This is a genomic window from Streptomyces sp. NPDC020801, from assembly GCF_044334385.1.
Lineage (GTDB): Bacteria > Actinomycetota > Actinomycetes > Streptomycetales > Streptomycetaceae > Streptomyces.
The window spans coordinates 191926-211951 of record NZ_JBIRST010000013.1 but is presented as its reverse complement, the minus strand read 5'-3'; the positions used below and the strand labels follow the sequence as shown (position 1 = coordinate 211951).

The following is a 20026-nucleotide window of genomic DNA, read 5'->3' as shown; positions in this document are numbered from 1 at the left end:
TTTGCGCGCTCGGACAAGTGTGTACGGAAGGGCGCCGCTACCGTCATGCCTCCGTCACCCACCCCCGCTTTTGAGGGACTTCATGACCGAACAGATACCGGAGGCGGTGTTCTGGGGCCTGGCCGCGGTCCTGCTCGCCGCCACCGTGCTGCTCGTTCGCGAGCGCGGTATCACCGCACGGCAACGCGGACGCACCGCCGAACTGATCGAGGACCTGCGGGCACGGGACGCGGAGTTGCGCCACCTGGTCACGGCCCGGCTGCCGGCCCTGGAGGAAGCCGCGGACCGGCCCGACCCGGCCGCCGGACCGCTCGGCAGCCGCCTCGCCGGCACCGACTTCGCGGCCTGCCTCGACGGCGTACTCGAACGGTTCGCCTCGGCGGTGGAGCACGCTCAGGCGCGCGCCGACCGGTCCGCCAAGGCCGCGCTGAAGGCGTCGATGCGCTCCCTGCAGGCCCTGGCCAGCGAACAACAGGTGTCCATCGCGGAGATGCAGGACCGGCACGACCAGCCGGACGTGCTGCGCGACCTGCTCGAGATCGACCACACCAACGCCCAGTTCGGCCGCCGCGCCCAGGCCATCGCCGTGCTGTGCGGATCCTGGCCGGGCCGGCAGCGCGCCACCTCCGCGCTCGTCGAGGTGGTCCGCGGGGCCACCTCCCGTATCCGCGACTACCGGCGCGTCCGCGTCAACGGCGGCGTCGACATGGCCGTACGCAGCCGGGCGGTGGAACCGGTGGTGCTCGCGGTCGCCGAACTGCTCGACAACGCCGCCCGGCACTCGCAGCCGGGCACGACCGTCGAGGTCACCGTCCAGACGGTGCACAACGGTGCCTGTGTCGTGGTCGACGACGCCGGGGTCGGCATGGACGGCATGGCGGTCGAGCACGCCGCGGGGCTGCTGTCCGGCAGCCGCACGGTGGACGTGATCCGGCTCGGCGACCCGCCCCGCTTCGGCTTCGCCGTCATCGGGGCGCTCGCCGAACGGTACGGCTTCACCGTCTCCGTGGACACGCTCTCCCCGTACGGCGGTGTCCGCGCCGTCGTGTTCCTGCCGAGCGCGCTGCTCACACACCTCGGCGCCGAGCAGGAGCGTCCGCCGTCGGCCGAGCCGCCCGCACCCGCGCTCGCCGTCGCCCAGGCGCCGCCCCCCGAGCACGCCCGTGCCGCCGAGACCGCCTTGCGCCCGGTGCCTGCCGATGACGCGGCCGGGCGCGCGGCACGGGCCGCCGGCGGCGGGCGCTCGGCCCCGGCGACCGGGGCCGCCTCCGGGGCGGTGCCCGCCACCGGGATTGATTCCCGGCCGGTGCCCGCCCCCAAGGGTTCCTCCGCGGCGGTGCCCGCCTCCGGCGCCGCCCGCGGCCCGGCACCCGCCGCCCGGCCCATCCCCCGCCAGACGCCCGACGCCGCCCCCGGACCCATCCCGCCGGGGGCCCCGGGCCGGGACCCCGAAGACGTCACCGGGACCACGTCCGGCGGGCTGCCCAAACGGCGTCGGCGCGCCGCCCGCCAGGCGGACGCGGAGGCCGCCGCCATGCCGACCGTGGAGGTGGGCGGCCGGTCGGCCGAGGAGAACGCACGGCGCATGGGCGCCTTCGCGCGCGGCACCCGCTCGGGTCGGGCCGGCCGAGACACCCCCCAGGAAGACGAAGGGAACAGCCACGAATGACCGGGCCCACCAGCAACGAGCTGGGCTGGATGCTGGACGAGGTGCTGAAGGTGCCGCAGGCGCGGCACGCGATCCTGCTCTCCGCCGACGGCATGCTGCGCGCCTGCTCGAAGGACATCGAGCGGGACGACGCCGAGCGGCTGGCCGCCGGATTGTCCGGCGTGCAGTCGATCAGCCGCAGCACCGCCGAGTTCTGCGGCACCGCGCACACGCCGTGGCGGCAGACCCTGATCGAGTTCGCCGACGGCTACGTCTTCCTGGTCGCCGCCGGCGAGGGCGCCTACCTCGCGGTCTCCACCGGAGAGGACGTGGACATGGAAGCCGTCACCTACCGCATGCACAAACTCGTCGACCGGCTCGGCAAGGAGCTGACCAGCCCCGCCCGGCAGGACACCGGCAGCCCGGCATGACTCCCCGCCGCCGCCCCGCAGACCGGCTGGTGCGGTCGTACGTCGTCACGGACGGCCGCGCCCACCCCACCCGCAACACCCTGGACCTGGTCACGCTGCTGATCGCCACCGACGACCTGCCGCTGACCGGCCTGAACCCGGAGAAGCGCAGGCTGATGGAGCTGTGCCGGCCCGGGGCCCTTTCCGTCGCCGAGGTGGCCGGTCATCTCGGGCTGCCGGTCGGCATCACCAAGGTGCTGATCGCCGACCTCATGGACAGCGGCCACCTCGTCACCCGCGCGCCGATCCCCACCGCCGCACCGACCGACGCCCGAATCCTCCAGGAGGTGCTCGATGGGCTCCGCGCCCGCCTCTGAACACGCCACCGGCGGCGTCTATCTGCGGCCGAGCGTGCGGACCGCGGCCAAACTGCTGGTCGTGGGACACTTCGCGGTCGGCAAGACCACCTTCGTCGGCGCGCTCTCCGAGATCCGTCCGCTGCGCACCGAGGAGGTGATGACGCAGGCCGGCGCCCTCGTCGACGACCTGGCCGGCATGAAGGACAAGACCACCACCACGGTCGCCCTGGACTTCGGCCGGCTCACCCTCAACGACCACCTGGTCCTCTACTTGTTCGGCACTCCCGGCCAGCAGCGCTTCACCCAGCTGTGGCAGGACATGACACGGGGCGCGCTGGGCGCGCTCGTCCTCGCCGACACCCGGCGCCTGAGCCAGTCCTTCGAGGTCATGGGCGTGCTGGAGGAGCTCGGGCTGCCGTACGCGGTCGCCCTCAACGAGTTCGACGACGCGCCCGCGTTCGAGCTCGCCGAGGTCCGCGACGCGCTCGACCTGCTCCCCGAGACGCCTCTCGTCCGCTGCGACGCCCGCGACCGGATCTCCTCCACCCGCGCCCTGATCTCCCTCGTCGAGTACCTCATGACCCTCCCCCACTCTCGACTTCGCTCGAGCGGGGGGACCCCCAACGGCCAGCTGGAGCACGCGTGACCTCCGTACCACCTGTACCACCGGTGCCGCCGCCACCAGCGGTGCCGCCCCCGGGCTGCCCGGCCCACGAACCCCTGTACGGACCCGAGTTCGCCGCCGATCCGGCCGCCGCGTACCGGCGGCTGCGCAGGACCGGCCCCGTCGCGCCGGTCGAACTGGCGCCCGGCGTGCCGGCCTCGCTCGTCCTCGGCTACGACGACGCCCTGCACGTGCTGCGCGGCACCGAGACCTTCTCCAAGGACCCACGTCGCTGGAAGGACCTGGCGGACGGCACCGTGCCCATGGACAGCCCGGTCGTGCCGATGATGATGTACCGGCCGAACGCGCTGTGGGCCGACGGCGAGGAGCACCGCCGGCTGCGCGGCGCCATCACCGACAGCCTGGCCCGCGTGGACCCGAACACGCTGCGCGGCTACGTGGACAGGAGCGCCGACACGCTCATCGACCGGTTCGCCCCGGCCGGTCGCGCCGACCTGCTCGGCGCGTACGCCCAGGTCCTGCCGCTGCTGGTGTTCAACCACCTTTTCGGCTGCCCGGCGGACTACGGTGAGCGGCTGGTCGAGGGCATGTCCGGGATCTTCGACGGCGTGGACGCCGAGAAGGCCAACGAGCTGCTCGCCACCACGCTGCTGGACCTCGTCACGCTGAAGCGGGAGCGTCCGGGGCAGGATGTGACGTCCTGGCTCATGGCCCATCCCGCGGAGCTCACCGACGAGGAGATGGTCCACACCCTCGTCCTGCTCATGGGCGCCGGCACCGAGCCCCAGCAGAACCTGATCGCGAACAGCCTGCGGCTGCTGCTGTCCGACGACCGGTTCGGGGGCGACCTGTCCGGGGGCAGTCTGCCGGTGGAGGACGCCCTGGACGAGGTGCTGTGGACCGACCCGCCGATCGCCAACTACGCCGTGCACTATCCGGTGCACGACGCCGTGTACAAGGGGGTGACGCTGCGTGAGGGCCACCCGCTCGTGGTCTCCCTCGCCGCCGCCAACACCGACCCGACTTTGACGGCCGATCAGAAGGCGGGCAACCGCGCCCATCTGGCGTGGAGCGCGGGACCGCACAACTGCCCGGCACAGGGGCCTGCCCGGCTGATCGCGGCGGTGGCGGTGGAGAAGCTGCTCGACCGCCTGCCCGACGTCGAACTGGCCGTGCCCGTGGAGGAACTGGTCTGGCGTCCGGGCCCCTTCCACCGGGCGCTGGCCGCTCTGCCGGTGACGTTCCCGCCGGCCGCCACGGAGCCGTCCGGCGCGGTCGACGAGCGCTCCGCCGAGCCCGGATCCGTCTCCGCGGCGGGGCGACCGTCCGCACCGCCGCAGTGGTCCTCGACGGCGGGCGGGGGCACGCGGCGCGGCTGGTCCGGCCGGCTGCGGGCCTGGTGGCGGGGCGAGTGATCGGTACTGAGTGATCGTCCGCGGTGATCAGCCCGGGCCGTTCAGGACAGACGCACCGGCAGGGACTGGTGGCCGTTGGAGATGAAGGAGTCGACCGGTTCCAACTTCTCGCTCTCGACAGCGAGCCGCAGCCCGGGGAAGCGCCCGAAGAGCGCCGGGAGCGCGATGCGGGCCTCCAGCCGCCCGAGCGGGGCACCCAGGCAGAAGTGCACGCCGTACCCGAAGGCCAGGTGTTCCTTGTCGATGCGGGTGACGTCGAAGACGGCGGCGTCCTCACCGTAGCGGTCCGGATGGCGCCCGGCGGCCGCGTAGGCGGCGAGGATCGCCTCGCCCTTGCCGATGACGATATCGTCCGGGCCGCCGAACTCTCCCAGCGGGAGGTCCTCGACGGCGTACCTGAGCGGCAGGCTGGCCACCGGCGCCTCCACGCGCAGCGCCTCCTCGACCACGTCCTCCCAGGAGGCGCGGCCCGCGCGGACGTGGTCGAGCTGGTCCGGGTGGGCGAGCAGGAGGTGGATCGCGTTGTCGATGAGGTTGACCGTGGTCTCGTGCCCGGCACTGACCATGAGCACCAGGGTGTCGAGCAGCTCCTGCTCGCTGAGCCGGGCGTCGCTCCCGTCGTCGCAGACGGCGATGAGAGCGGTGGTCAGGTCGTCGCCGGGCGAGCGCCGCTTGAGGGCGACGAGTTCGCGCAGCGCGGCGTAGAACCGGGCGTAGATGTCGGTGACTTCGTCCGGGGCGGCCGAGGTGTGGAAGATGCCGTCCACGACGGCCCGCAGCTCCGCGCCCTGTTCCTCCGGCAGCCCGAACAGCGCGCTGATGACCCGGATCGGCAGCGGATAGCAGAACTCCTCCCGGAGGTCGACGACGTTGCTGCGCCGCCCGGCCTCCTCGAGGCCGTCCAGCAGCGACTTGGTGAGCTCCTCGACGCGGGGCTGCAGCGCCGCCGTTCGGCGCGCGGTGAACGCCCTGGACACCAGGGCGCGCAGCCGTTTGTGCTCACCGCCGTACGCGGTGAACATGTTCTGCACCGCGACCCAGGTGAACAGCGGCCACTGCGGGGATATCCCGCCGTCGATCCAGGTGGTCCAGTGCTGCCGGGGATCCTTGGACACGCGCGGGTCGGTGAGCAGGCGCTTGAGCAGGTCGGGGCTGCTGACGGCCCACGCCGGCACGCCGTGGGGGAGTTCCACTGGCGTCACCGGTCCCCTCTCGCGCACCCGGGCGGCCTCCCCGTGGATGTCTCGGCCCGTCGCATCGATCACCAACGGGCTGGGGTGTCGGGGGTGTCCCATCGCGGCCTCCCTGGCACTCGGACATCAATACGAGACGTGAAGTTACTTCGACGTAGCGTGTCTGGCGAGGCCGCCCGGGGCATGCTGCGCACCGGCACAACTTCCCTGCGCGTGGATGCAAGTCGGCGATTCGCCCGCGTCCTGGGGTCGGGGATGCCGGACGGGAGACCCGCAGAGCGTGACGACGGCCGGTTGGGCCCCGCGGTGGACGGGGACTTGGAAACGCGCTGTACGCCGTCGGGGATCTTGTCTCGGGCCGGGCGCCTCTCCGCGAACGGCACCGGACCGGGCGGCGTGAACCACGTCGGCACCGCGGCGGCGGACCCGCGGCATGGACTACGAACAAACCCTCACAGAAGACCAGTTGGAGACACTCACCACGTTGGGTGCGCCGGGGCGTTCGGGGGTGCGTGCGAGCGGCCGGACTGCCGACGCGTCCGCGGGGGGCTGCGTGAACAGCGGTGCCCGGCTGAGACCATGCGTCCATGAACGCCGATTCTCCCTCCACCACCGCCGCTCCCACCGGGGGTTTCCTGGCCGAACTGCGGGACGCCATCAGCATCCGCGCATTCGGGCTCGTACTGGGCGGCCTGCTGATACAACTCGCCTTCACCGTCTCCTATCTGGGCGCCTTCCACTCCCCCACCCCGCACCGGATTCCGGTGGCGGTGGTGGCCCCGGGGCAGGCCTCGGCTCAGATCGTGGCCACGCTCAACGGGCTCGACGGCGACCCGGTGAAGGCGACCGCCACCGCGAGCCAGTCCGCCGCCCGGCGGCAGATCATGGACCGCAGGGCGGACGCCGCCTTCCTCTTCAACGCGGCCGGCACCAAGGACACACTGCTGGTCGCCTCGGCGGGCGGCCCCTCGGTGTCACAGACCGCCTCACAACTCGCCCAGAAAATCGAGGCCGTGCAGAAGCGTCAGGTCACGGTCACCGACATCCAAGCCCCGAACAGCGGCGACGGGCGCGGCATGACCTCTTTCTACCTGGTGCTCGGCTGGGTGGTCGGCGGCTACCTGACTGCGACGATCATGAACATGTCCGCCGGTTCGCGACCGGCCAACCAGCACCGGATCATGATCAGGCTGGCGGTGCTGGGTCTGTACGCGATCGTGTCCGGGGTCGCCGGCGCGGTGATCGTGGGCCCGGTGTTCGACGCACTGAGCGGTCACTTCTGGGCGCTGACCGGGATCGGCACGCTGGTGGTGTTCGCGTCGGCGGCGACCTCGCTGGCGTTGCAGACGCTGCTGGGCATGCTCGGCACCGGGCTGACCATCCTGCTGTTCGTGGTGCTGGGCAACCCGAGCTCGGGCGGGGTGTACCCGTCGGTGCTGCTCCCGGGGTTCTGGAGCGCGATCGGCCAGGCGCTGCCGCCGGGCGCGGGCACCACGCTCGTCCGCAACACCGTGTACTTCGGCGCGCACGCCACGGCGGACGCATGGTGGGTGCTCGGCGCCTACGCGGTGGGCGGTACCGCGGTGGCACTGGTCGCGGCCTGGTGGCGGGAGCGGCGCAAGGCGGCGGCCGTCAGCACCGCGGCGTCAGTCGGCAGCGGGCCGGACCCCGTGCCTGGAGGGTGACGGCCGTGCCGACAGGCACCTCCCAGTCGAGGGCGGTCAGCTCGCAGCCTCACAGCAGCACGGCCAGGACGAGCACCGACTCCAGCATGGAGAAGTACCGTCCGATGCAGGCGCGCGGCCCCTCCGGCCGAACGGGAACCACCCGTGGCGCGGCCGGCCGCCGCCGCAGCTCCGCCTCCGGAGTGCGGTGGCCCCACTCGAACCGCTCCGGGCCGTCCCGGCCCCACGGCCATCACGATCGTTGGCCGCGGGGGCTGCTGATCCGTTCGGGCTGGATCACATAGATCACCCGGACTTGGTCTCGGCCGCCGAACCACGGGTAGGGCCCGCCGAGATACTTCTGCGCGAGCGCCTCGATGTGGTCGACCGCCCCCTCGGTGGTCACACGCACCACACGACCGCGGATCTGGACGTAGGAGGTCGGATCCGCGGGGTCGGAGACCGCCACGGCCACCCGCGGGTCGCGCGCGATGTTTCGGGTCTTTTGATGCGACTCAACGCTGTTGATCAGGACGTGCTCGCCGTCGGTGTCGACCCATGTCTGGGTGAGCTGGGGCGATCCGTCGGGCATCGTTGTAGCGATGTAGCAGGTGCAGGGGCGGCGCAGCAACGCCACCACGTCCTCGCCGAGGGGTACGGGCACGGGTGTTTCTCCAGGAGTCGGTTCAGTGGGCTGCTGGAACAACGGTAGCCACAGTGGGGCTACCTGGTCGGCGTCGATGAGGTCCTCACCCTTCAGGGCGAGCCCGGTCGGGCGGCGGCGCTGCAAACCGGCGGCATCCATCGGCCGGTAGGCCGACGGGTCTTCTGCCACGAGGTGTTGCCGGCGAACTTTCCGCCGCGGGTGCCCGCCGCACGCACCCATCCCCGCCTCCACCCGCGTCCAGGAATAGCCGCGGGCCCGCTCCGAGTTGCCACGAACATGACGACGAATGCGCCGCGGCCCGAGGTGCTGCGATACACCGCCTTCTCCAGCGCCCCCGACGGCGGAAACCCCGCCGGCGTCGTTCTGGACGCCACCGCCCTGGACGACAGCGACATGCTGGCCATCGCCGCCGACCTCGGATACTCGGAGTCCGCCTTCCTGACCGCGCCCCCGGAGGGTCTCGGCGGCCAGGAGGGGCGGGCGTACAGCATCCGTTACTTCAGCCCCAAGGCCGAGGTGCCGTTCTGCGGGCACGCCACCGTCGCGGCAGCCGTCGCGCTCGCCGAGCGGACGGGCCCCGGGGAACTGCTGTTCGCGACGCGCGCCGGCACCGTGCCGGTGGAGGTGGCCGAGGAGGGCGGGACTGTCAGGGCCACGCTCACCAGTGTCGAGCCGCACATCGGGGAGATCGCCGACGCCGACCTCGCGGAGGCGCTCGCCGCGCTCGGCTGGCCGGCCGCCGATCTCGACCCGGCCTTCCCGCCTCGTATCGCCTTCGCCGGAGCCCGCCATCTCGTTCTCGCGGCGGCGACGCGCGCTCGCCTCGCAGATCTCGCGTACGACTTCGCGCGCCTCGAGGCCCTGATGCACCGCTTGGACCTGACCACGGTCCAGCTGGTGTGGCGGGAGTCGGCCACCGTCTTCCATGTCCGTGACCCGTTCCCCGTCGGCGGCGTCGTCGAGGACCCTGCGACCGGCGCCGCGGCCGCCGCGTTCGGTGCGTACGCCCGTGAGCTCGGACTGGTCCCCGAGGACGCCGTCCTCATCCTGCACCAGGGCGAGGACCTGGGCCGCCCCGGCCAACTCACGGTGACGCTGCGCGCGGGTGACCGGCGCGTCCGTGTCAGCGGCGCAGGAGCTCGCATCAGCTGAGGCGCCGGCCATGACGGCAGTGCGGGCACAGGTCTCCCCCCGTGGTCGCAGAGCTCCCCAATTCCGTGATTGCATCGACCCTCGGCGGGGCGAATTGCTTCGGGCGGGTCGCGGACGCGGCGTTCTGTTCTGGGCCGCGTGGTCCCCGGCCCCCCGATCGGGCTCGGCGGTCTGCCTCGCTCGAACGGCTTGCGGCGGACGAAGACGGCGGCGTTTGCGACGCTGCGCGGGCGGTTTATGGGGTCGCAGGTCATGCCAGGGTGACGTGCATGCCGCCCTCGGCCAGGACATCGAGGACCGCGACGAACAGGTCATAGGGTTGGCCGTCCGCTGTCAGAGTCTGGGACAGGTTCCCGCTTGCGGTCGCGGCGTCCCGCCAGAGCAGGGTCGCAGGGACGGTGTGGCCGAAGCTGCCGCGCAGGCAGTCGTCGAGGGCGGCCAGGCAGACGCCGAAGTAGCCACCCGGCCCGTTCACCGCCTCGCCCAGCGCCAGGTAGAGGCCCGGCTCGTCGGTGATGTGCCGGCCGTCGAGTTCGTAGGCGTGACCAGCCGGCCGGTCACGGTGGGCGCGCCGGCAGTCACGCTCTCGGACAAGATCGAGCCAGGCCCCGCGGCACCGGGTGTCGAGGCCGGTCCACGCGCCCAGGGTGTCCGGCGGCCCGGCGAGCCACCGCTCCCAGATGGGCCGGGCGTATTCGGGAACGGGCGTGAACTGCTCTCCCGCAAGCTCCAGGTCGATCAGATCCGTCCCGTGGGAGGATGGGCTCCAGGCACGGACTTCGGCCGACAGCAGTCGATAGGTGAGCGGCTCGCCCCGGTCGTCTTGTACCTCCAGGGCGGCCTGATCCAGGTCCAGTGCCCGCCGGGTGCCCTTCGCCATGCCGCCCGCAACTGATCCGACGGGGCGAGCCCTCGCAGGACGAGCGGGGACGGCGCCTGATCGGACGGCAGGATGCGGGCAAATTCCCGGCAGGAGCCCAGCCACCGGTCCCCGTCGTGCACCCGGACGGGGCCCCTGTGTCCCTCGGGCGGGCCTTCGTAGTCGTCCAGGCCGGTGAGCACGAGACTGTCCGTCCCAGAGAGCCGACCCAGGCTCTCCGCGTCCTCCAGCAGCCAGGGGTCGAGTGCCTCGTCGTCCGGCACCAGCCACACCCGGCTTCCGACCCAGCCGCGCAACTCGGCGCCTTCCGGGACCCAGCCGAACAGTTCGTACGTCCCGCGCCGGGGCTCCCCGAAAAGTCCGTCCGCTGCGGCGCACATACCCCAAATGTGACCGTGTTCCGTATCCGTCAGTGCGTACCGGGTGTACCGCCCGCGCCCGCGTCCGCCCCCAACCTCATGCACGGTAGGAATCATGCCCGGATCAAGTCCCGCCCCACGAAACGCTTTTCCCGCACTCGGCCAGGGTGCCGCCGTAGTGAGCGCTCCAGTTGGCGAGCGCTGCCGACCCGGATGCTCGGTCACACCTGTGTGACTGCGCCATGGATGACCCGACTGGCCGCGTGCCCGCTCAGCGGCGCGGCTGACGGCGTGGCAACGGTCGCCGGGTGTCCGATTGGCAGGCACCCGTGTCCTCGTGCTGGTGGCTCGGGGCCGGACAACCGCCGCCTTGGTCCTTCCCTCTTCCTCAGTGAGCGAGAGGGGGAGCCATGAGGTCGGGCTGGCAGCGGGTGGTGGCCGCCTGCGTATGCGGTGGAGTGCTGAGTGGTGGGTGCCTGGCGCGGCCGGCGGCGGCCGGCGAAGACCCTCCGACCATCAGCCAGGCGTTTGCCGACCCACGCCCCGGAGAGGCCATCGGTATCGATCTGATCGGCTACGAACGGAAGCCCGGCGTGGACCTGGTGGCCGAATCGCCGGTCTTCGCGGCCCCGATTCGGATGGACGACCCTGCGCGCGACACCGGCGGATACGGCGTCAAGGCGCCCATCCCTGCGTCGGCCAAGCCCGGATCGTATCCGCTCGTCGTCAAAGCCCGGGGCAAGGTCGTGGCGCGTGGCACCATCGACGTCCAGCCGACGAAGCGTCCGTCCATCGAAGTGGACGAAGACCGCGTGAGGCGGCCTGGCACCAAGGTGGATCTGTTCTTCGACGACCTGTACCCCGGAGAGACCGGCAAGTCCTTCACGGCCCATTCCACGGCATTCACCTCGCCGGTCCACCTCGCGCACGACAAGGACTCCTGGAACAACACCCGCATTTTCAACGCCTTTGACGTGCCGTTGCCGCACACCCTCCACGACGGGGCATACGCGGTATGGGTGACCGATGCGGACGGGAAGCGGAAGGCCGAGACCCGGCTGAACGTCCGCTCGGCACGCCCCGGCGACGACGACTATCTGGGCAAGGCCGAGGGCCCGGCGTTCTTCGGCGAGGCGGGCCTTGTGCTCAACGCCCGGGCCAAGGGTTTCACGATCGCGGCGGGCAGGACGGTGCATGTCAGGTGGCAGGACGCCTATCCCGACCCCGGGGAGGAGGAGCGTATGACCGCGACGTCCCCGGCGTTCCAGGCCCCGGCCAAGCTGAAGTCCGATCTCCTCAAGGGCCATGAGATGGATGCCCCGACCTTCTGGGGTGCGGCGCGTATCAAGCCCGGCCTGAAGCCGGGCTCGTATCCCGTCACCGTCGTCAGCCACCGCGGGCGGGTGAAGAGGACCAGCTATCTCACCGTCACCCGGGGCCCCGCTCGCGACGGCGGTGACGAGGGAGTACCGACCGCCGTGTGGGCGGGTGCGGGCACCGGAGCCCTCGCTCTGGGCGCCGCCGCTGCGGTGCTGCTGGTCCGCAGGCGCAGGCGGGCGTCCCCCTCCTGACCCGGTGACCGGGTCCGCCGCCGTATGCCGTCGATCAGCTCGGCGCGTTGCCCGCCCAGGCCGGCACGCCACCGTAGTGCGGTCGGTGCGGCAGTTGAGCGGCCGCTTCGGAGAGCCCCGAAGCGGCCGACGAGCCGGTTCGGGCTTGTCTCACATCGGCCGAAAGCCGCGGTGCCGACGGCACGGTTGGGACGCCGGCACCGCGAAGCGGGCACCGGCATCAGCCCTGTTCGAAGCAGCGCTCCAGTTCGTCCAGGTCATAGAAGTAACTGCCCCTGCCGATCGGCCTGCAGGAGGGCTTGAAGGCGGTTTCCTTCTCGTTGTAGAGCATCCGCACCAGGTACCGCGTGCCCTGGAGGGTCGTCCTGGCGTACAGGTCCCACTGGATGTTCGCGCCCATCGGGGCGGCCTCGGCACCCCGCCAGGGGTTGTTCCGGTACGTGTAGGGGTCCTCCGTGTCCGCGCCCTTGGTGCTGCCGGGCAGGCCGAGCAGCACGGCGAGCGGCTCGATCTCCTCGGCGTGGGTGAAGCGGAGCACGGCGCCCTTGTCGCTGGTGCCGTCGGCCTTCGCCTTTACCTGGGCGAACAGGTCGTCGAGCAGAACGCCGGCCATCTTGTAGGTGATCGTGCGGCCCCGGAAGGCGGGACCCTTCTGGTAGAACTCCTCGGCGTCGTCGAGATAGGCGAACCACTCGGCGTCCCGGGGCGGGAGGAAGGAGCCCAGATCCACGTCGGGTGCCTCGACGCGCAGATCGGGGGCGGCGCTGCGGAGCTCGTAGAGCGAGCGGGAGAAGGAGATCCGGTCGTCGGTGGACATCGCCGCGGTGAAGGCCGGGGTGAACAGGCGCGAGGCGACGTCCCCGGCGGCCTTCGCGGTGGCGGGCCCGCCGTCGATCTCGGCGAGCACGGCGGTCAGTTGCGGGTCGTTTGCCAGGTAGGCCTGGTAGTCGGCGTTCTGCGGCTGCTTGTGGAAGTACAGCAGGTCCTTGTTGGTGACCGGGGCCCGGATCAGCGGGGCCAGCGCCGGGTCGCCGGCGGTCAGGCCGGCGGTGAAGGCGTTCGCGCTCGCCACGACGCGGGCCACGCCGGAGGTCTCGACCTCGATCGGCTCGCCCTTGGCGGTGATGTCCGCGAACAGGGACGGCAGGCGGCGTTGCATGCGCAGCGCGGTCTGCCGCTGCTCCTGTGCGCCGAGGCCGGCGAGATTGCCGTAGCCGATCGACGAGCCCGCGGTGAGCAGCGACTCCACCTGAGGACCGAGCCGCTTGCCCAGGTCGGTCAGCGCGTTGTGGTCCCGGGCGCTGCCGAGCACCGTGAGGACGGCGTCGCCGTCACTGCTGTCCGACATGGCGCGTGAGCCGTGGCGGGCCACGTTCTCCGTGAACACGGGGGTGAAGTCCTTGGGCACGGGCTGGTAGTCGGCCAGGCGTTCCTGCGGCGCGTACGGCGTCTTGGTCGTGTATGTCGTGTACAGGGACCGGTCGGCGTGCGCGGAGTCGGCGTGCGCCGGGAAGGCGGTGCCGGCCGGCGCAAGGGTTGCCGCCAGGACGGCGGCGGATGCGAGGACGCGTGTCATGCCGGTGTCCCTTCGGTGGTCATGGCGCACAGGCGTCACCGTACGGTGATGGTGACGGTTGCCGTACTGGTGGCGGCCGGAAGGCGGGTGGTGTCCACGGCCAGGTACTCGCCGTCGTCCTGCTTGCCGTTGGCCAGGATCTTGGCGTGCAGCACGTAGGGCGGGGTCGGCGTCGTGCCGGAGACGCCGTCGATGCCGAAGTCGCTGTCGTTGCTGAGGACGACGGTGCGTCCGCCGTCCCTTGTGGCGACGCCCTCGATCTTGTCGTGGCCGAAGAAGCCGCCGGTGGGGTCGAGGCTGCTGACCAGGCCGCCGAGGTCGAGGCGGAGGTTCTTGGTGACGGGGGTGATGCCCGCGGACTTCAGGGCGCCGGTCGCGGTCGCGGTGTCATCGGCGCCCACGTGGGCCTCGACCGTCTGTCGGGCCGAGCCGACGAGCAGCCCGCCCTTGGCCGCGTCGTACACGGCGCCCGGCACCGTGGCGGACGGGCCGATGTCCGTGGCCCCAGAGATGTCGATGGCGAACAGCTTTTTGCAGGCGCCGGGTTCGACGTTCCCGTCCCGTTCGTCGACGAGGAAGCGGGTGCTGCCGAGCGCGGTGATCTCACTGACCGCGCCGCTGTTCGTCCTGGGGTCGTCCAGCAGGTACGCGTACTCGTGCGTGGCGCGGGTGCGCAGGTCGTACCTGATGATGCGCAGCGCCGTGACGTTCTTGGCCTTGACGCCGCCCGGCAGGTCGGGCTGCTGGAGCGCGGACTGCATGATGCCGACGAGGGTGTGACCGTCGGGGGTGAGGGTCAGCCCCTCCATGCCCTTGTTCGGCACGCGGTTCGCCAGTTCGGCGGGGAGCGAGCCGTCGAAGGGGGACAGCCGCTCGATGGCCTTGCCGTCGCGGGCGAAGTGCGTGAGGTAGGGCCCGTACTCGTCGGACACCCAGAAGGTGCCGTCGCGCATGGCCGCCAGGCCCTCGGAGTCGTAGCCGTAGGGGGAGTGCGGAAGTGCGTTGCCGTTCAGGTCGAACAGGTTCTCGCCGGTGCTCGCCCGGGAGTTGACCAGTCCGTTGTACGGGGTGCCGTCGGCTGCGCGCAGCGGGATCGTCCGCTCCAGCACGGCTTTGGTGCCCTTCAGCCGGAATCTGCCGATCGCGGGGTCGAAGTCCGGCAGCGGCAGCACCTTTTCGCCGTTCGGCCCGTCGACGTTCGGGCCCCGGTCGGTGAGGCCGTAGAACTCGTCCTTGGATCCGGGCACCGGGTAGAGCGACGAACCGTACGCCCCCGCGGTGACGGGTATTCCGCCGATGACAGCGAGGGGCTTCAGGTGGCTCTGGTACAACCGTACCGCGTCGCTGATCTTGTAGGTGAAGGTGTCGGTGCCGTGGAAACCCGCGTCGGGGGCGTAGCGGAACGAACCGTCCTGGTTCAGTGTCAGCGAGCCGTGGGCGGTCTGCGTGTGCGCGACGAGTGTCGCCGGACTGCCGGTGTCGTCGGCCAGTACGCCATGCCGCGCACCGACGCTCAGCGTCTGCCCGGCGTGCGCTGTGTAGGTGTCGTCGCGCGCCCGGAGTCTCGGCGCCTTGGCGCTGGCCGGCCCCTTGGCACTGGCCGGACCCGTGCCGGCCAGGCACAGGACCACGGCTGTGGCCGCCGCGGTCGCGATTCCCAGACGGTTCATCGTCCCCTCCTCATCGCGCGTCACCATGGCGCGCGAGCGGAAGTCTGATCACTCCGCATGGCCGTGAGTGGGACAGCACGTACAGAGGTGGCAAAGCATGTCGACGAGTCTCAGTCCATCAGCGGTCCCTCACCTTGTGGACCGGGACTAATGAGCCACTCGTGGGGTCGGCTCGGAGCGCGTTTGAGATCTCGGGAACTCTGAGGGTCAGGTCGGCTGCCGGATGCCGGGAGCGTGGGAGCTCATGGCGAGCAGTTGCCCGCCGCACCGGACCCGGTGATCCTGTTCCTGGGCACGCTCAAGGCCGGGCGCGCGGCCTTCACCGCCCGCCACCCGAAGATCACCGTCGAGGCCGACGGCGCACGTGTCCTTGCAGCGTCCTGATGAAACCGCCGAGCCGTCGCAGCCCGCGGTATCAGCGGAGCGAGTAACTCCCATTCATGATGGGTCGGTTCACTACGGCGTATCACCCCACCGTGATCCCGTCACCTGGTGATCCTTGAACACGGACTCTGGTTGGCCCCCGCTGGCCCGCCGTCCCGGGACCGGCGGGCCAGCGCCTCGAATGGCGCCCTCGCGGGGTAAACGGAACGTACGCCTCCACGCGCCGGAGCGGAAGTCCCGCATCCATGTGCTGCACCTCACATTGGTTCGCGCAGGTCGGTCGCGGCCTCGGGGCATCGCGACCTCTCCGGAGGCGATTCCGTACGGCCGCCGTGGCTACGGCCTCGGAGCAGACCGCGCCTGTCGGGCCTCCCACGTGCCGTTCGGGACCCGTGAGCGGGCCGAGGGACCCGACGGCGCTGCCCGCGGCCGCACGTCGGCTGCTCGAGGAGAGTCCGCCACTCTTGCCGACGGCGTATTCGATCTGCGTGCCACGCCATTGGAAACTGTGCTGCACGAGCCCTGGACGGGGGCCGGCACAGGTCACCCGCGGACCGGTCCCGATGACGGACGCCGCGTCCTGGCGAAGAGTACGGAAGAGGAGACGCGGACTGCAGTCCGACCCCTCAGGCCGCGACGGGTGCGTCCCAGTCGATCCGGTGGTCGTACTGCCAGGCCATCTTCTCGGGGGTCGCGAGGCGGGCGAACAGCGGGAGGAGGGCGTCCCGCAGCACCCGGCCCACCGGCCCTGCGGCCTTTCCACTGTTGGTGCGCGCGGCCTGGGCGATCACCCCAGCCTGTGACCGAGGGCCGGCAGGGCCTCCTGCAGGAAGCGCACTCGGTCCCGGGCTCCACCGATGGAGTCGGCGCGCAGCTGCACATCGTCCGGACGCGGCTTCCCGCAACGGCTCGCTCCCATGGAATCCGCCCGAGCCCTCCATCGCCGCCCGCCGCGGAGTACCGGCGTGTGCGGGCCGCGAGGGGCCGGGCCGGTGCCATGCCACCCCAGGCCCGGCTCGTACCGCGACGGCCGAGGCACGGGTCCGGGCCCGAGAGCAGTGCCACTCGCTCGGGGTGAACCCGTCCGTCCCGGGGGCAAGGCGGGTGAACTTCTTCGACTGCTACGGGCTGAGATTGCTCCGTCGTGCACGGCGGCCGGGCACGGAGCTGGACGGACCGGTCTGGAGCGTGATCGCGAGCCAGCACGCCCAGCCGATGGGCTGCAGGGCCCAATAGCTGACGGCCCGGTACAGGAGCGTCGCGGCGATCGCCGGTCCGGGCCGCAGACCGTACAGAATGAGCAGTGCGGACAGGCTCGTCTCCACGATGCCGAGGCTGCCCGGGGTCAGGCGGAGGCTGCCGGGGATCTGGGTGAGGACGTAGGCGAGCAACAGGCTGTGCCAGGGCAGGCCGATACCGAACGCCCACAGACTGGCGGCCAGGCAAGCGACGTCGAAGACCCAGTTCAGCAGCGCGAACGCGAACGGTCGCAGCCAGGGCCGCAGGCCGGGCTGCAGGCTGCGGGCCTGTTCGACCAGCTGGGCGAGTGCCTCCTGGGCCTGCCGGATGCGGCGGGAGCGTATCCCGGCGTCCGTCCACGCTCGCCCCACCGCGTTGCGGAAGCCGGAGAAGCGGGATGCCCCGAAGACCGCCAGGGCGATCCCCAGGACCAGCAGCAGGCCGACCACCGGGAGCAGAACGGTCCGCAGCCCCGCCGGTCCCGCGGCGACCATGCCGACCACGAACAGGACGGCCAGCGCCAGCACCGACAGTCCACCGGCCACCACCAGCACGGCGACCGCGAGCACCTGCTCCACGCCCCGGCGGCGCAGCTGCCGGAAGACCCAGGCGGCAGAGAAGGCCGCCCCGCCGGGCAACGCACCGGCCACGGCATTGGCGGCCACCACGATCCCCGTCGTGCGCCGCAGGGCCCAGCGGAGCCCACCCATGCCCAGCAGCCAGCGGTACACCGCGGCAAAACACACGATCGACACCGCCTCGCACACCACGGCGACCGCCACCGGCAGCGGGTGTACCCCTGCGATGAGGTGGTAGGCCTGGGCCAGTTCGCGCCGCCGCAGGACGGCGACCAGGACCACGGCCGCAGCGAGGAGCACGGCCACCAGCCACCACAGCGGGCCCGGTCGCGCGGGACGCCCGTGCGCCCACTCGGCACCCCGCACCGCCTCGGCCTCCCGTCGCCCGGACATCGGCCATCACTCCCGACCGGCGGCGTGAGGTCTCAGGTACCGCAGGCCGGCGACGGGCTGGGCGGGTACGGCGTGCTCGCCGTGGTCACCCGGCATCGCGTTCCTGGTCCTGCGGGCCCACTCCAGGCGTATGCAGCCCGAAGATCACGGGACGGCCCCCGATGGCCACGGCCGCGTGCCCCGCGGAGCCTGCAGGCGGTCCGGTCTCCGCCACACCGAAAACCGGTCGCCCCCTGTGGCGCGCGAGGAGCAGCACGCCGCGGACCGCCATGCCCGTACCGATCGGGACGGCCACCACGGGCCCGAACCCCGCCCACGGCCCGGCGTCCTGGCCGCCGGTCCGCTGCCCTGCCGCCCCGGCGAGCGGCACGAACTCTGCCGGCTCACGGTCTTCGCCGATCACGCCTGGCGCCCCGTCCTTTCGTCCCGGTGCATGCGGCCCGCGCCCTCCAAGCCCTCCGCCTTGCGGCCGCTCGACGGTCCAGCCTCTGTTTCCACGGTAGAGCCGGGCAGTGCACCGGACCAGACGAACAGCCCGACCTCATGGGCCGTGGGGAGGCCTCAGCGGCAAGGACCGCGTCATCGAGTGTGAGGGAGGGGCACTTGCGGTGGGCGGAATGGTCGGCGGCGGGGACCTGCACATCGGGTCGTCGCCGCGGTGACGTGCCGCCGCGTCAGTCCGGCTCCATGTAGGGGCGGCGGAAGACCGGGGCCTGGCCGGTCCCCCACGGCCGTACGGCTGCCAATGCCTGGATGACCGCGGATTCCAGGGGACCACTGGTGTCGATCGTGACGGCCTCCGGCCACGGCGGCTCCTTCTCCGCCATGGCGGTGGCCACGTCGAGGTCGGCGTCCGACACTCCTGCGGCGCGCGTACTCAGACGGGCCGCCGACACATCACCCGGAACCCGGCAGTGCAGGGCCACCAGGTCGGCGCTGACGCGTTCGGCCATGCGCAGGGCCGCTTCGCGCTGTCCCGCGTCGGACCAGGTGGCGTCCAGGACGACCGACTCCCCGCTGGACAGCAGAGCGCGGGCACGGTCGAGCAGGGCCGTGTAGGTCCTGGCGGTCCACTCGGGGGTGTACAGACCTTCCCCGTAGCCGGCCGCGGCGGATTGCTCCGCCGGGAGGCCCGCCAGCTCCTTGCGGAGCCGGTCGCTGCTCAGCAGCGTGACGCCCAGACGATCGGCCAGTGCCCCGGCGAGCGTGGATTTCCCGCTGCCCGGAAGCCCGCCGACGAGGGTCAGGCCGACGGCCGAGGCGCGCAGGTGGCGCAGCGCCGTGGTGACCAGCCGCCCGGACGCCGTCTCGGCGCGGGGCGCGCCCTGACGGGCCTGGATCAAGGAAACCTTGGCGCGGACGAACGCGCGGTAGGCGACGTAGTGGTGCCACATGGAGGAGGGCGCGGGGTCGCCGGAGTATTCGCTGTACCGGGCGAGGAAGTACGCCGCGGCCTCGGAAGCGCCCAGTTGCTCCAGGTCCATGGCGAGGAAGGCGGCGTCGTCGAGACCGTCGACGTAGCGCAGGTGGTCGTCGAATTCCAGGCAGTCCAGGACGCGGGGGCCGTCGTCGAGGCAAAAGATGTCCTCGGCGAGGAGGTCGCCGTGGCCGTCGACGATCCGCCCTTGCTCGATTCGGGTGTCGAACAGTTGCCTGCGACCGGCGAGATAGCGACGCACGAGCCGCTCGACCTCGTCCACGCCGTCGGGCGGAACGCCGTTCCCGGCCAGGGCCCGGACCTGGGCGAAGCTGGCCTCCCAGCGCGAGGACAGCGCGTCCCGCGTGCCTTGTTCGTCCACTTCCCGGCTGCGGGGCGCGTCTGCGTGGCGCGTGGCGAGTTGCCGGGCGACGGCCCGGAGGACATCGTCGACCGCGGCCCCTTCCCGCACCAGCCAGGAGAGACGGCGGTCCGTGGGCATGCGGCGCATCACCACGAGCGGTTCGGGTGCGTCGGCTTGCGGGCTGCGGACCTCTCCCACGCCCAGGTAGACGTCGGGGGCGAAGCGGCGGTTGAGAGCGACTTCCCGTTCGCAGGCAGTCCGGCGAGCCGCCGCGGTGGTGTAGTCGAGGAATCCCAGATCGACCGGTTTCTTGAGCTTGTAGGCGCGCTCGCCGACGAAGAACAGGATCGCGGTGTGGGTCTCGCGGACCTCTGCACGTGGGGGCGGGGGCGTGTCGGGCCCGGTGCCGGGCCGGAGCACGGACGCGTCGCTCTGGTGCGGCGGCATCGTCGCCTCCCTGTG

At 71.8% G+C, this 20026-nt stretch carries 17 protein-coding genes and 1 pseudogene; 9 read left to right on the top strand and 9 right to left on the bottom strand.

Features of this window, described 5'->3' with window-relative positions; genetic code table 11:
- Positions 1-82: 82 nt before the first annotated feature.
- From ACH4UM_RS26290 to ACH4UM_RS26270, 5 genes are read left to right on the top strand one after another with little or no spacing between them, the layout of a single operon-like run.
- Positions 83-1669, top strand: a complete 1587-nt coding sequence (locus tag ACH4UM_RS26290; protein ID WP_398184008.1) for an ATP-binding protein — start codon at positions 83-85, stop codon at positions 1667-1669.
- Positions 1666-2079, top strand: a complete 414-nt coding sequence (locus ACH4UM_RS26285; protein ID WP_398184005.1) for a roadblock/LC7 domain-containing protein — start codon at positions 1666-1668, stop codon at positions 2077-2079. Before ACH4UM_RS26290 ends, ACH4UM_RS26285 begins: the two co-directional genes overlap by 4 nt.
- Positions 2076-2435 (top strand): DUF742 domain-containing protein, encoded by a 360-nt coding sequence (locus ACH4UM_RS26280; RefSeq protein ID WP_398184002.1) that lies wholly within the window; start codon positions 2076-2078, stop codon positions 2433-2435. The genes ACH4UM_RS26285 and ACH4UM_RS26280 overlap by 4 nt, the downstream gene beginning before the upstream one ends.
- Positions 2413-3063, top strand: coding sequence for a GTP-binding protein (locus ACH4UM_RS26275; RefSeq protein WP_398183999.1), 651 nt, complete (start codon positions 2413-2415; stop codon positions 3061-3063). The genes ACH4UM_RS26280 and ACH4UM_RS26275 overlap by 23 nt, the downstream gene beginning before the upstream one ends.
- Positions 3060-4457, top strand: coding sequence for a cytochrome P450 (locus ACH4UM_RS26270; RefSeq protein WP_398183996.1), 1398 nt, complete (start codon positions 3060-3062; stop codon positions 4455-4457). Before ACH4UM_RS26275 ends, ACH4UM_RS26270 begins: the two co-directional genes overlap by 4 nt.
- Before the next feature lie 41 nt (positions 4458-4498).
- On the opposite strand, the gene ACH4UM_RS26265 is transcribed toward ACH4UM_RS26270, so the two are convergent.
- Positions 4499-5752 carry a cytochrome P450 gene (locus tag ACH4UM_RS26265; RefSeq protein ID WP_398183993.1) on the bottom strand — a complete coding sequence of 418 codons (1254 nt, stop codon included), beginning with the start codon at positions 5750-5752 and terminating at the stop codon, positions 4499-4501.
- 485 nt (positions 5753-6237) lie between these two features.
- Between ACH4UM_RS26265 and ACH4UM_RS26260 the strand changes: the two genes are divergently transcribed.
- The gene (locus tag ACH4UM_RS26260) at positions 6238-7335 is read left to right on the top strand and encodes a DUF3533 domain-containing protein (protein ID WP_398183991.1); all 1098 of its coding nucleotides are present in this window, start codon (positions 6238-6240) and stop codon (positions 7333-7335) included.
- A 232-nt stretch (positions 7336-7567) separates the two neighbouring features.
- On the opposite strand, the gene ACH4UM_RS26255 is transcribed toward ACH4UM_RS26260, so the two are convergent.
- Positions 7568-8149 (bottom strand): PPOX class F420-dependent oxidoreductase, encoded by a 582-nt coding sequence (locus tag ACH4UM_RS26255; protein ID WP_398183989.1) that lies wholly within the window; start codon positions 8147-8149, stop codon positions 7568-7570.
- A 108-nt stretch (positions 8150-8257) separates the two neighbouring features.
- Between ACH4UM_RS26255 and ACH4UM_RS26250 the strand changes: the two genes are divergently transcribed.
- On the top strand, positions 8258-9133 hold the full coding sequence (locus ACH4UM_RS26250) for a PhzF family phenazine biosynthesis isomerase (protein WP_398183986.1): 876 nt from the start codon (positions 8258-8260) through the stop codon (positions 9131-9133).
- A 250-nt stretch (positions 9134-9383) separates the two neighbouring features.
- Here the strand turns inward: ACH4UM_RS26250 and ACH4UM_RS26245 are convergent.
- Positions 9384-10489: pseudogene (locus ACH4UM_RS26245) on the bottom strand (barstar family protein).
- Positions 10490-10782: 293 nt separating this feature from the next.
- On the opposite strand from ACH4UM_RS26245, the gene ACH4UM_RS26240 reads away from it, so the two are divergent.
- Positions 10783-11943, top strand: coding sequence for a hypothetical protein (locus ACH4UM_RS26240; protein ID WP_398183983.1), 1161 nt, complete (start codon positions 10783-10785; stop codon positions 11941-11943).
- A gap of 220 nt (positions 11944-12163) precedes the next feature.
- Here the strand turns inward: ACH4UM_RS26240 and ACH4UM_RS26235 are convergent, their stop codons facing one another.
- Both ACH4UM_RS26235 and ACH4UM_RS26230 read right to left on the bottom strand, forming a co-directional pair.
- Complete coding sequence (locus ACH4UM_RS26235) at positions 12164-13519, bottom strand: histidine-type phosphatase (RefSeq protein ID WP_398183981.1); 1356 nt, start codon at positions 13517-13519, stop codon at positions 12164-12166.
- A gap of 35 nt (positions 13520-13554) precedes the next feature.
- Positions 13555-15189: an esterase-like activity of phytase family protein gene (locus ACH4UM_RS26230; RefSeq protein WP_398183979.1), complete on the bottom strand. Its 1635-nt coding sequence runs from the start codon at positions 15187-15189 to the stop codon at positions 13555-13557.
- Between the two features lie 234 nt (positions 15190-15423).
- Between ACH4UM_RS26230 and ACH4UM_RS26225 the strand changes: the two genes are divergently transcribed.
- The gene (locus tag ACH4UM_RS26225) at positions 15424-15573 is read left to right on the top strand and encodes a hypothetical protein (protein WP_398183977.1); all 150 of its coding nucleotides are present in this window, start codon (positions 15424-15426) and stop codon (positions 15571-15573) included.
- A 626-nt stretch (positions 15574-16199) separates the two neighbouring features.
- Here ACH4UM_RS26225 and ACH4UM_RS26220 read toward each other — a convergent pair.
- The 4 genes from ACH4UM_RS26220 to ACH4UM_RS26205 all read right to left on the bottom strand — a co-directional run bounded on the left by ACH4UM_RS26220 (position 16200) and on the right by ACH4UM_RS26205 (position 20011).
- Positions 16200-16364 (bottom strand): hypothetical protein, encoded by a 165-nt coding sequence (locus tag ACH4UM_RS26220; RefSeq protein ID WP_398183974.1) that lies wholly within the window; start codon positions 16362-16364, stop codon positions 16200-16202.
- 330 nt (positions 16365-16694) lie between these two features.
- On the bottom strand, positions 16695-17783 hold the full coding sequence (locus ACH4UM_RS26215; protein WP_398183971.1) for a YbhN family protein: 1089 nt from the start codon (positions 17781-17783) through the stop codon (positions 16695-16697).
- 85 nt (positions 17784-17868) lie between these two features.
- Positions 17869-18186, bottom strand: a complete 318-nt coding sequence (locus ACH4UM_RS26210; RefSeq protein ID WP_398183968.1) for a hypothetical protein — start codon at positions 18184-18186, stop codon at positions 17869-17871.
- A gap of 271 nt (positions 18187-18457) precedes the next feature.
- Positions 18458-20011, bottom strand: a complete 1554-nt coding sequence (locus ACH4UM_RS26205) for an AAA family ATPase (protein WP_398183965.1) — start codon at positions 20009-20011, stop codon at positions 18458-18460.
- Positions 20012-20026: the final 15 nt, after the last annotated feature.

Bases quoted from the DNA above. Each gene is read 5' to 3' on its own strand.
- ACH4UM_RS26290 (WP_398184008.1), top strand. From the start codon at position 83: ATGACCGAACAGATACCGGAGGCGGTGTTCTGGGGCCTGGCCGCGGTC.
- ACH4UM_RS26285 (WP_398184005.1), top strand. From the start codon at position 1,666: ATGACCGGGCCCACCAGCAACGAGCTGGGCTGGATGCTGGACGAGGTG.
- ACH4UM_RS26280 (WP_398184002.1), top strand. From the start codon at position 2,076: ATGACTCCCCGCCGCCGCCCCGCAGACCGGCTGGTGCGGTCGTACGTC.
- ACH4UM_RS26275 (WP_398183999.1), top strand. From the start codon at position 2,413: ATGGGCTCCGCGCCCGCCTCTGAACACGCCACCGGCGGCGTCTATCTG.
- ACH4UM_RS26265 (WP_398183993.1), bottom strand. From the start codon at position 5,752: ATGGGACACCCCCGACACCCCAGCCCGTTGGTGATCGATGCGACGGGC.
- ACH4UM_RS26260 (WP_398183991.1), top strand. From the start codon at position 6,238: ATGAACGCCGATTCTCCCTCCACCACCGCCGCTCCCACCGGGGGTTTC.
- ACH4UM_RS26250 (WP_398183986.1), top strand. From the start codon at position 8,258: ATGACGACGAATGCGCCGCGGCCCGAGGTGCTGCGATACACCGCCTTC.
- ACH4UM_RS26240 (WP_398183983.1), top strand. From the start codon at position 10,783: ATGAGGTCGGGCTGGCAGCGGGTGGTGGCCGCCTGCGTATGCGGTGGA.
- ACH4UM_RS26235 (WP_398183981.1), bottom strand. From the start codon at position 13,519: ATGACACGCGTCCTCGCATCCGCCGCCGTCCTGGCGGCAACCCTTGCG.
- ACH4UM_RS26230 (WP_398183979.1), bottom strand. From the start codon at position 15,189: ATGAACCGTCTGGGAATCGCGACCGCGGCGGCCACAGCCGTGGTCCTG.
- ACH4UM_RS26215 (WP_398183971.1), bottom strand. From the start codon at position 17,783: ATGTCCGGGCGACGGGAGGCCGAGGCGGTGCGGGGTGCCGAGTGGGCG.
- ACH4UM_RS26205 (WP_398183965.1), bottom strand. From the start codon at position 20,011: ATGCCGCCGCACCAGAGCGACGCGTCCGTGCTCCGGCCCGGCACCGGG.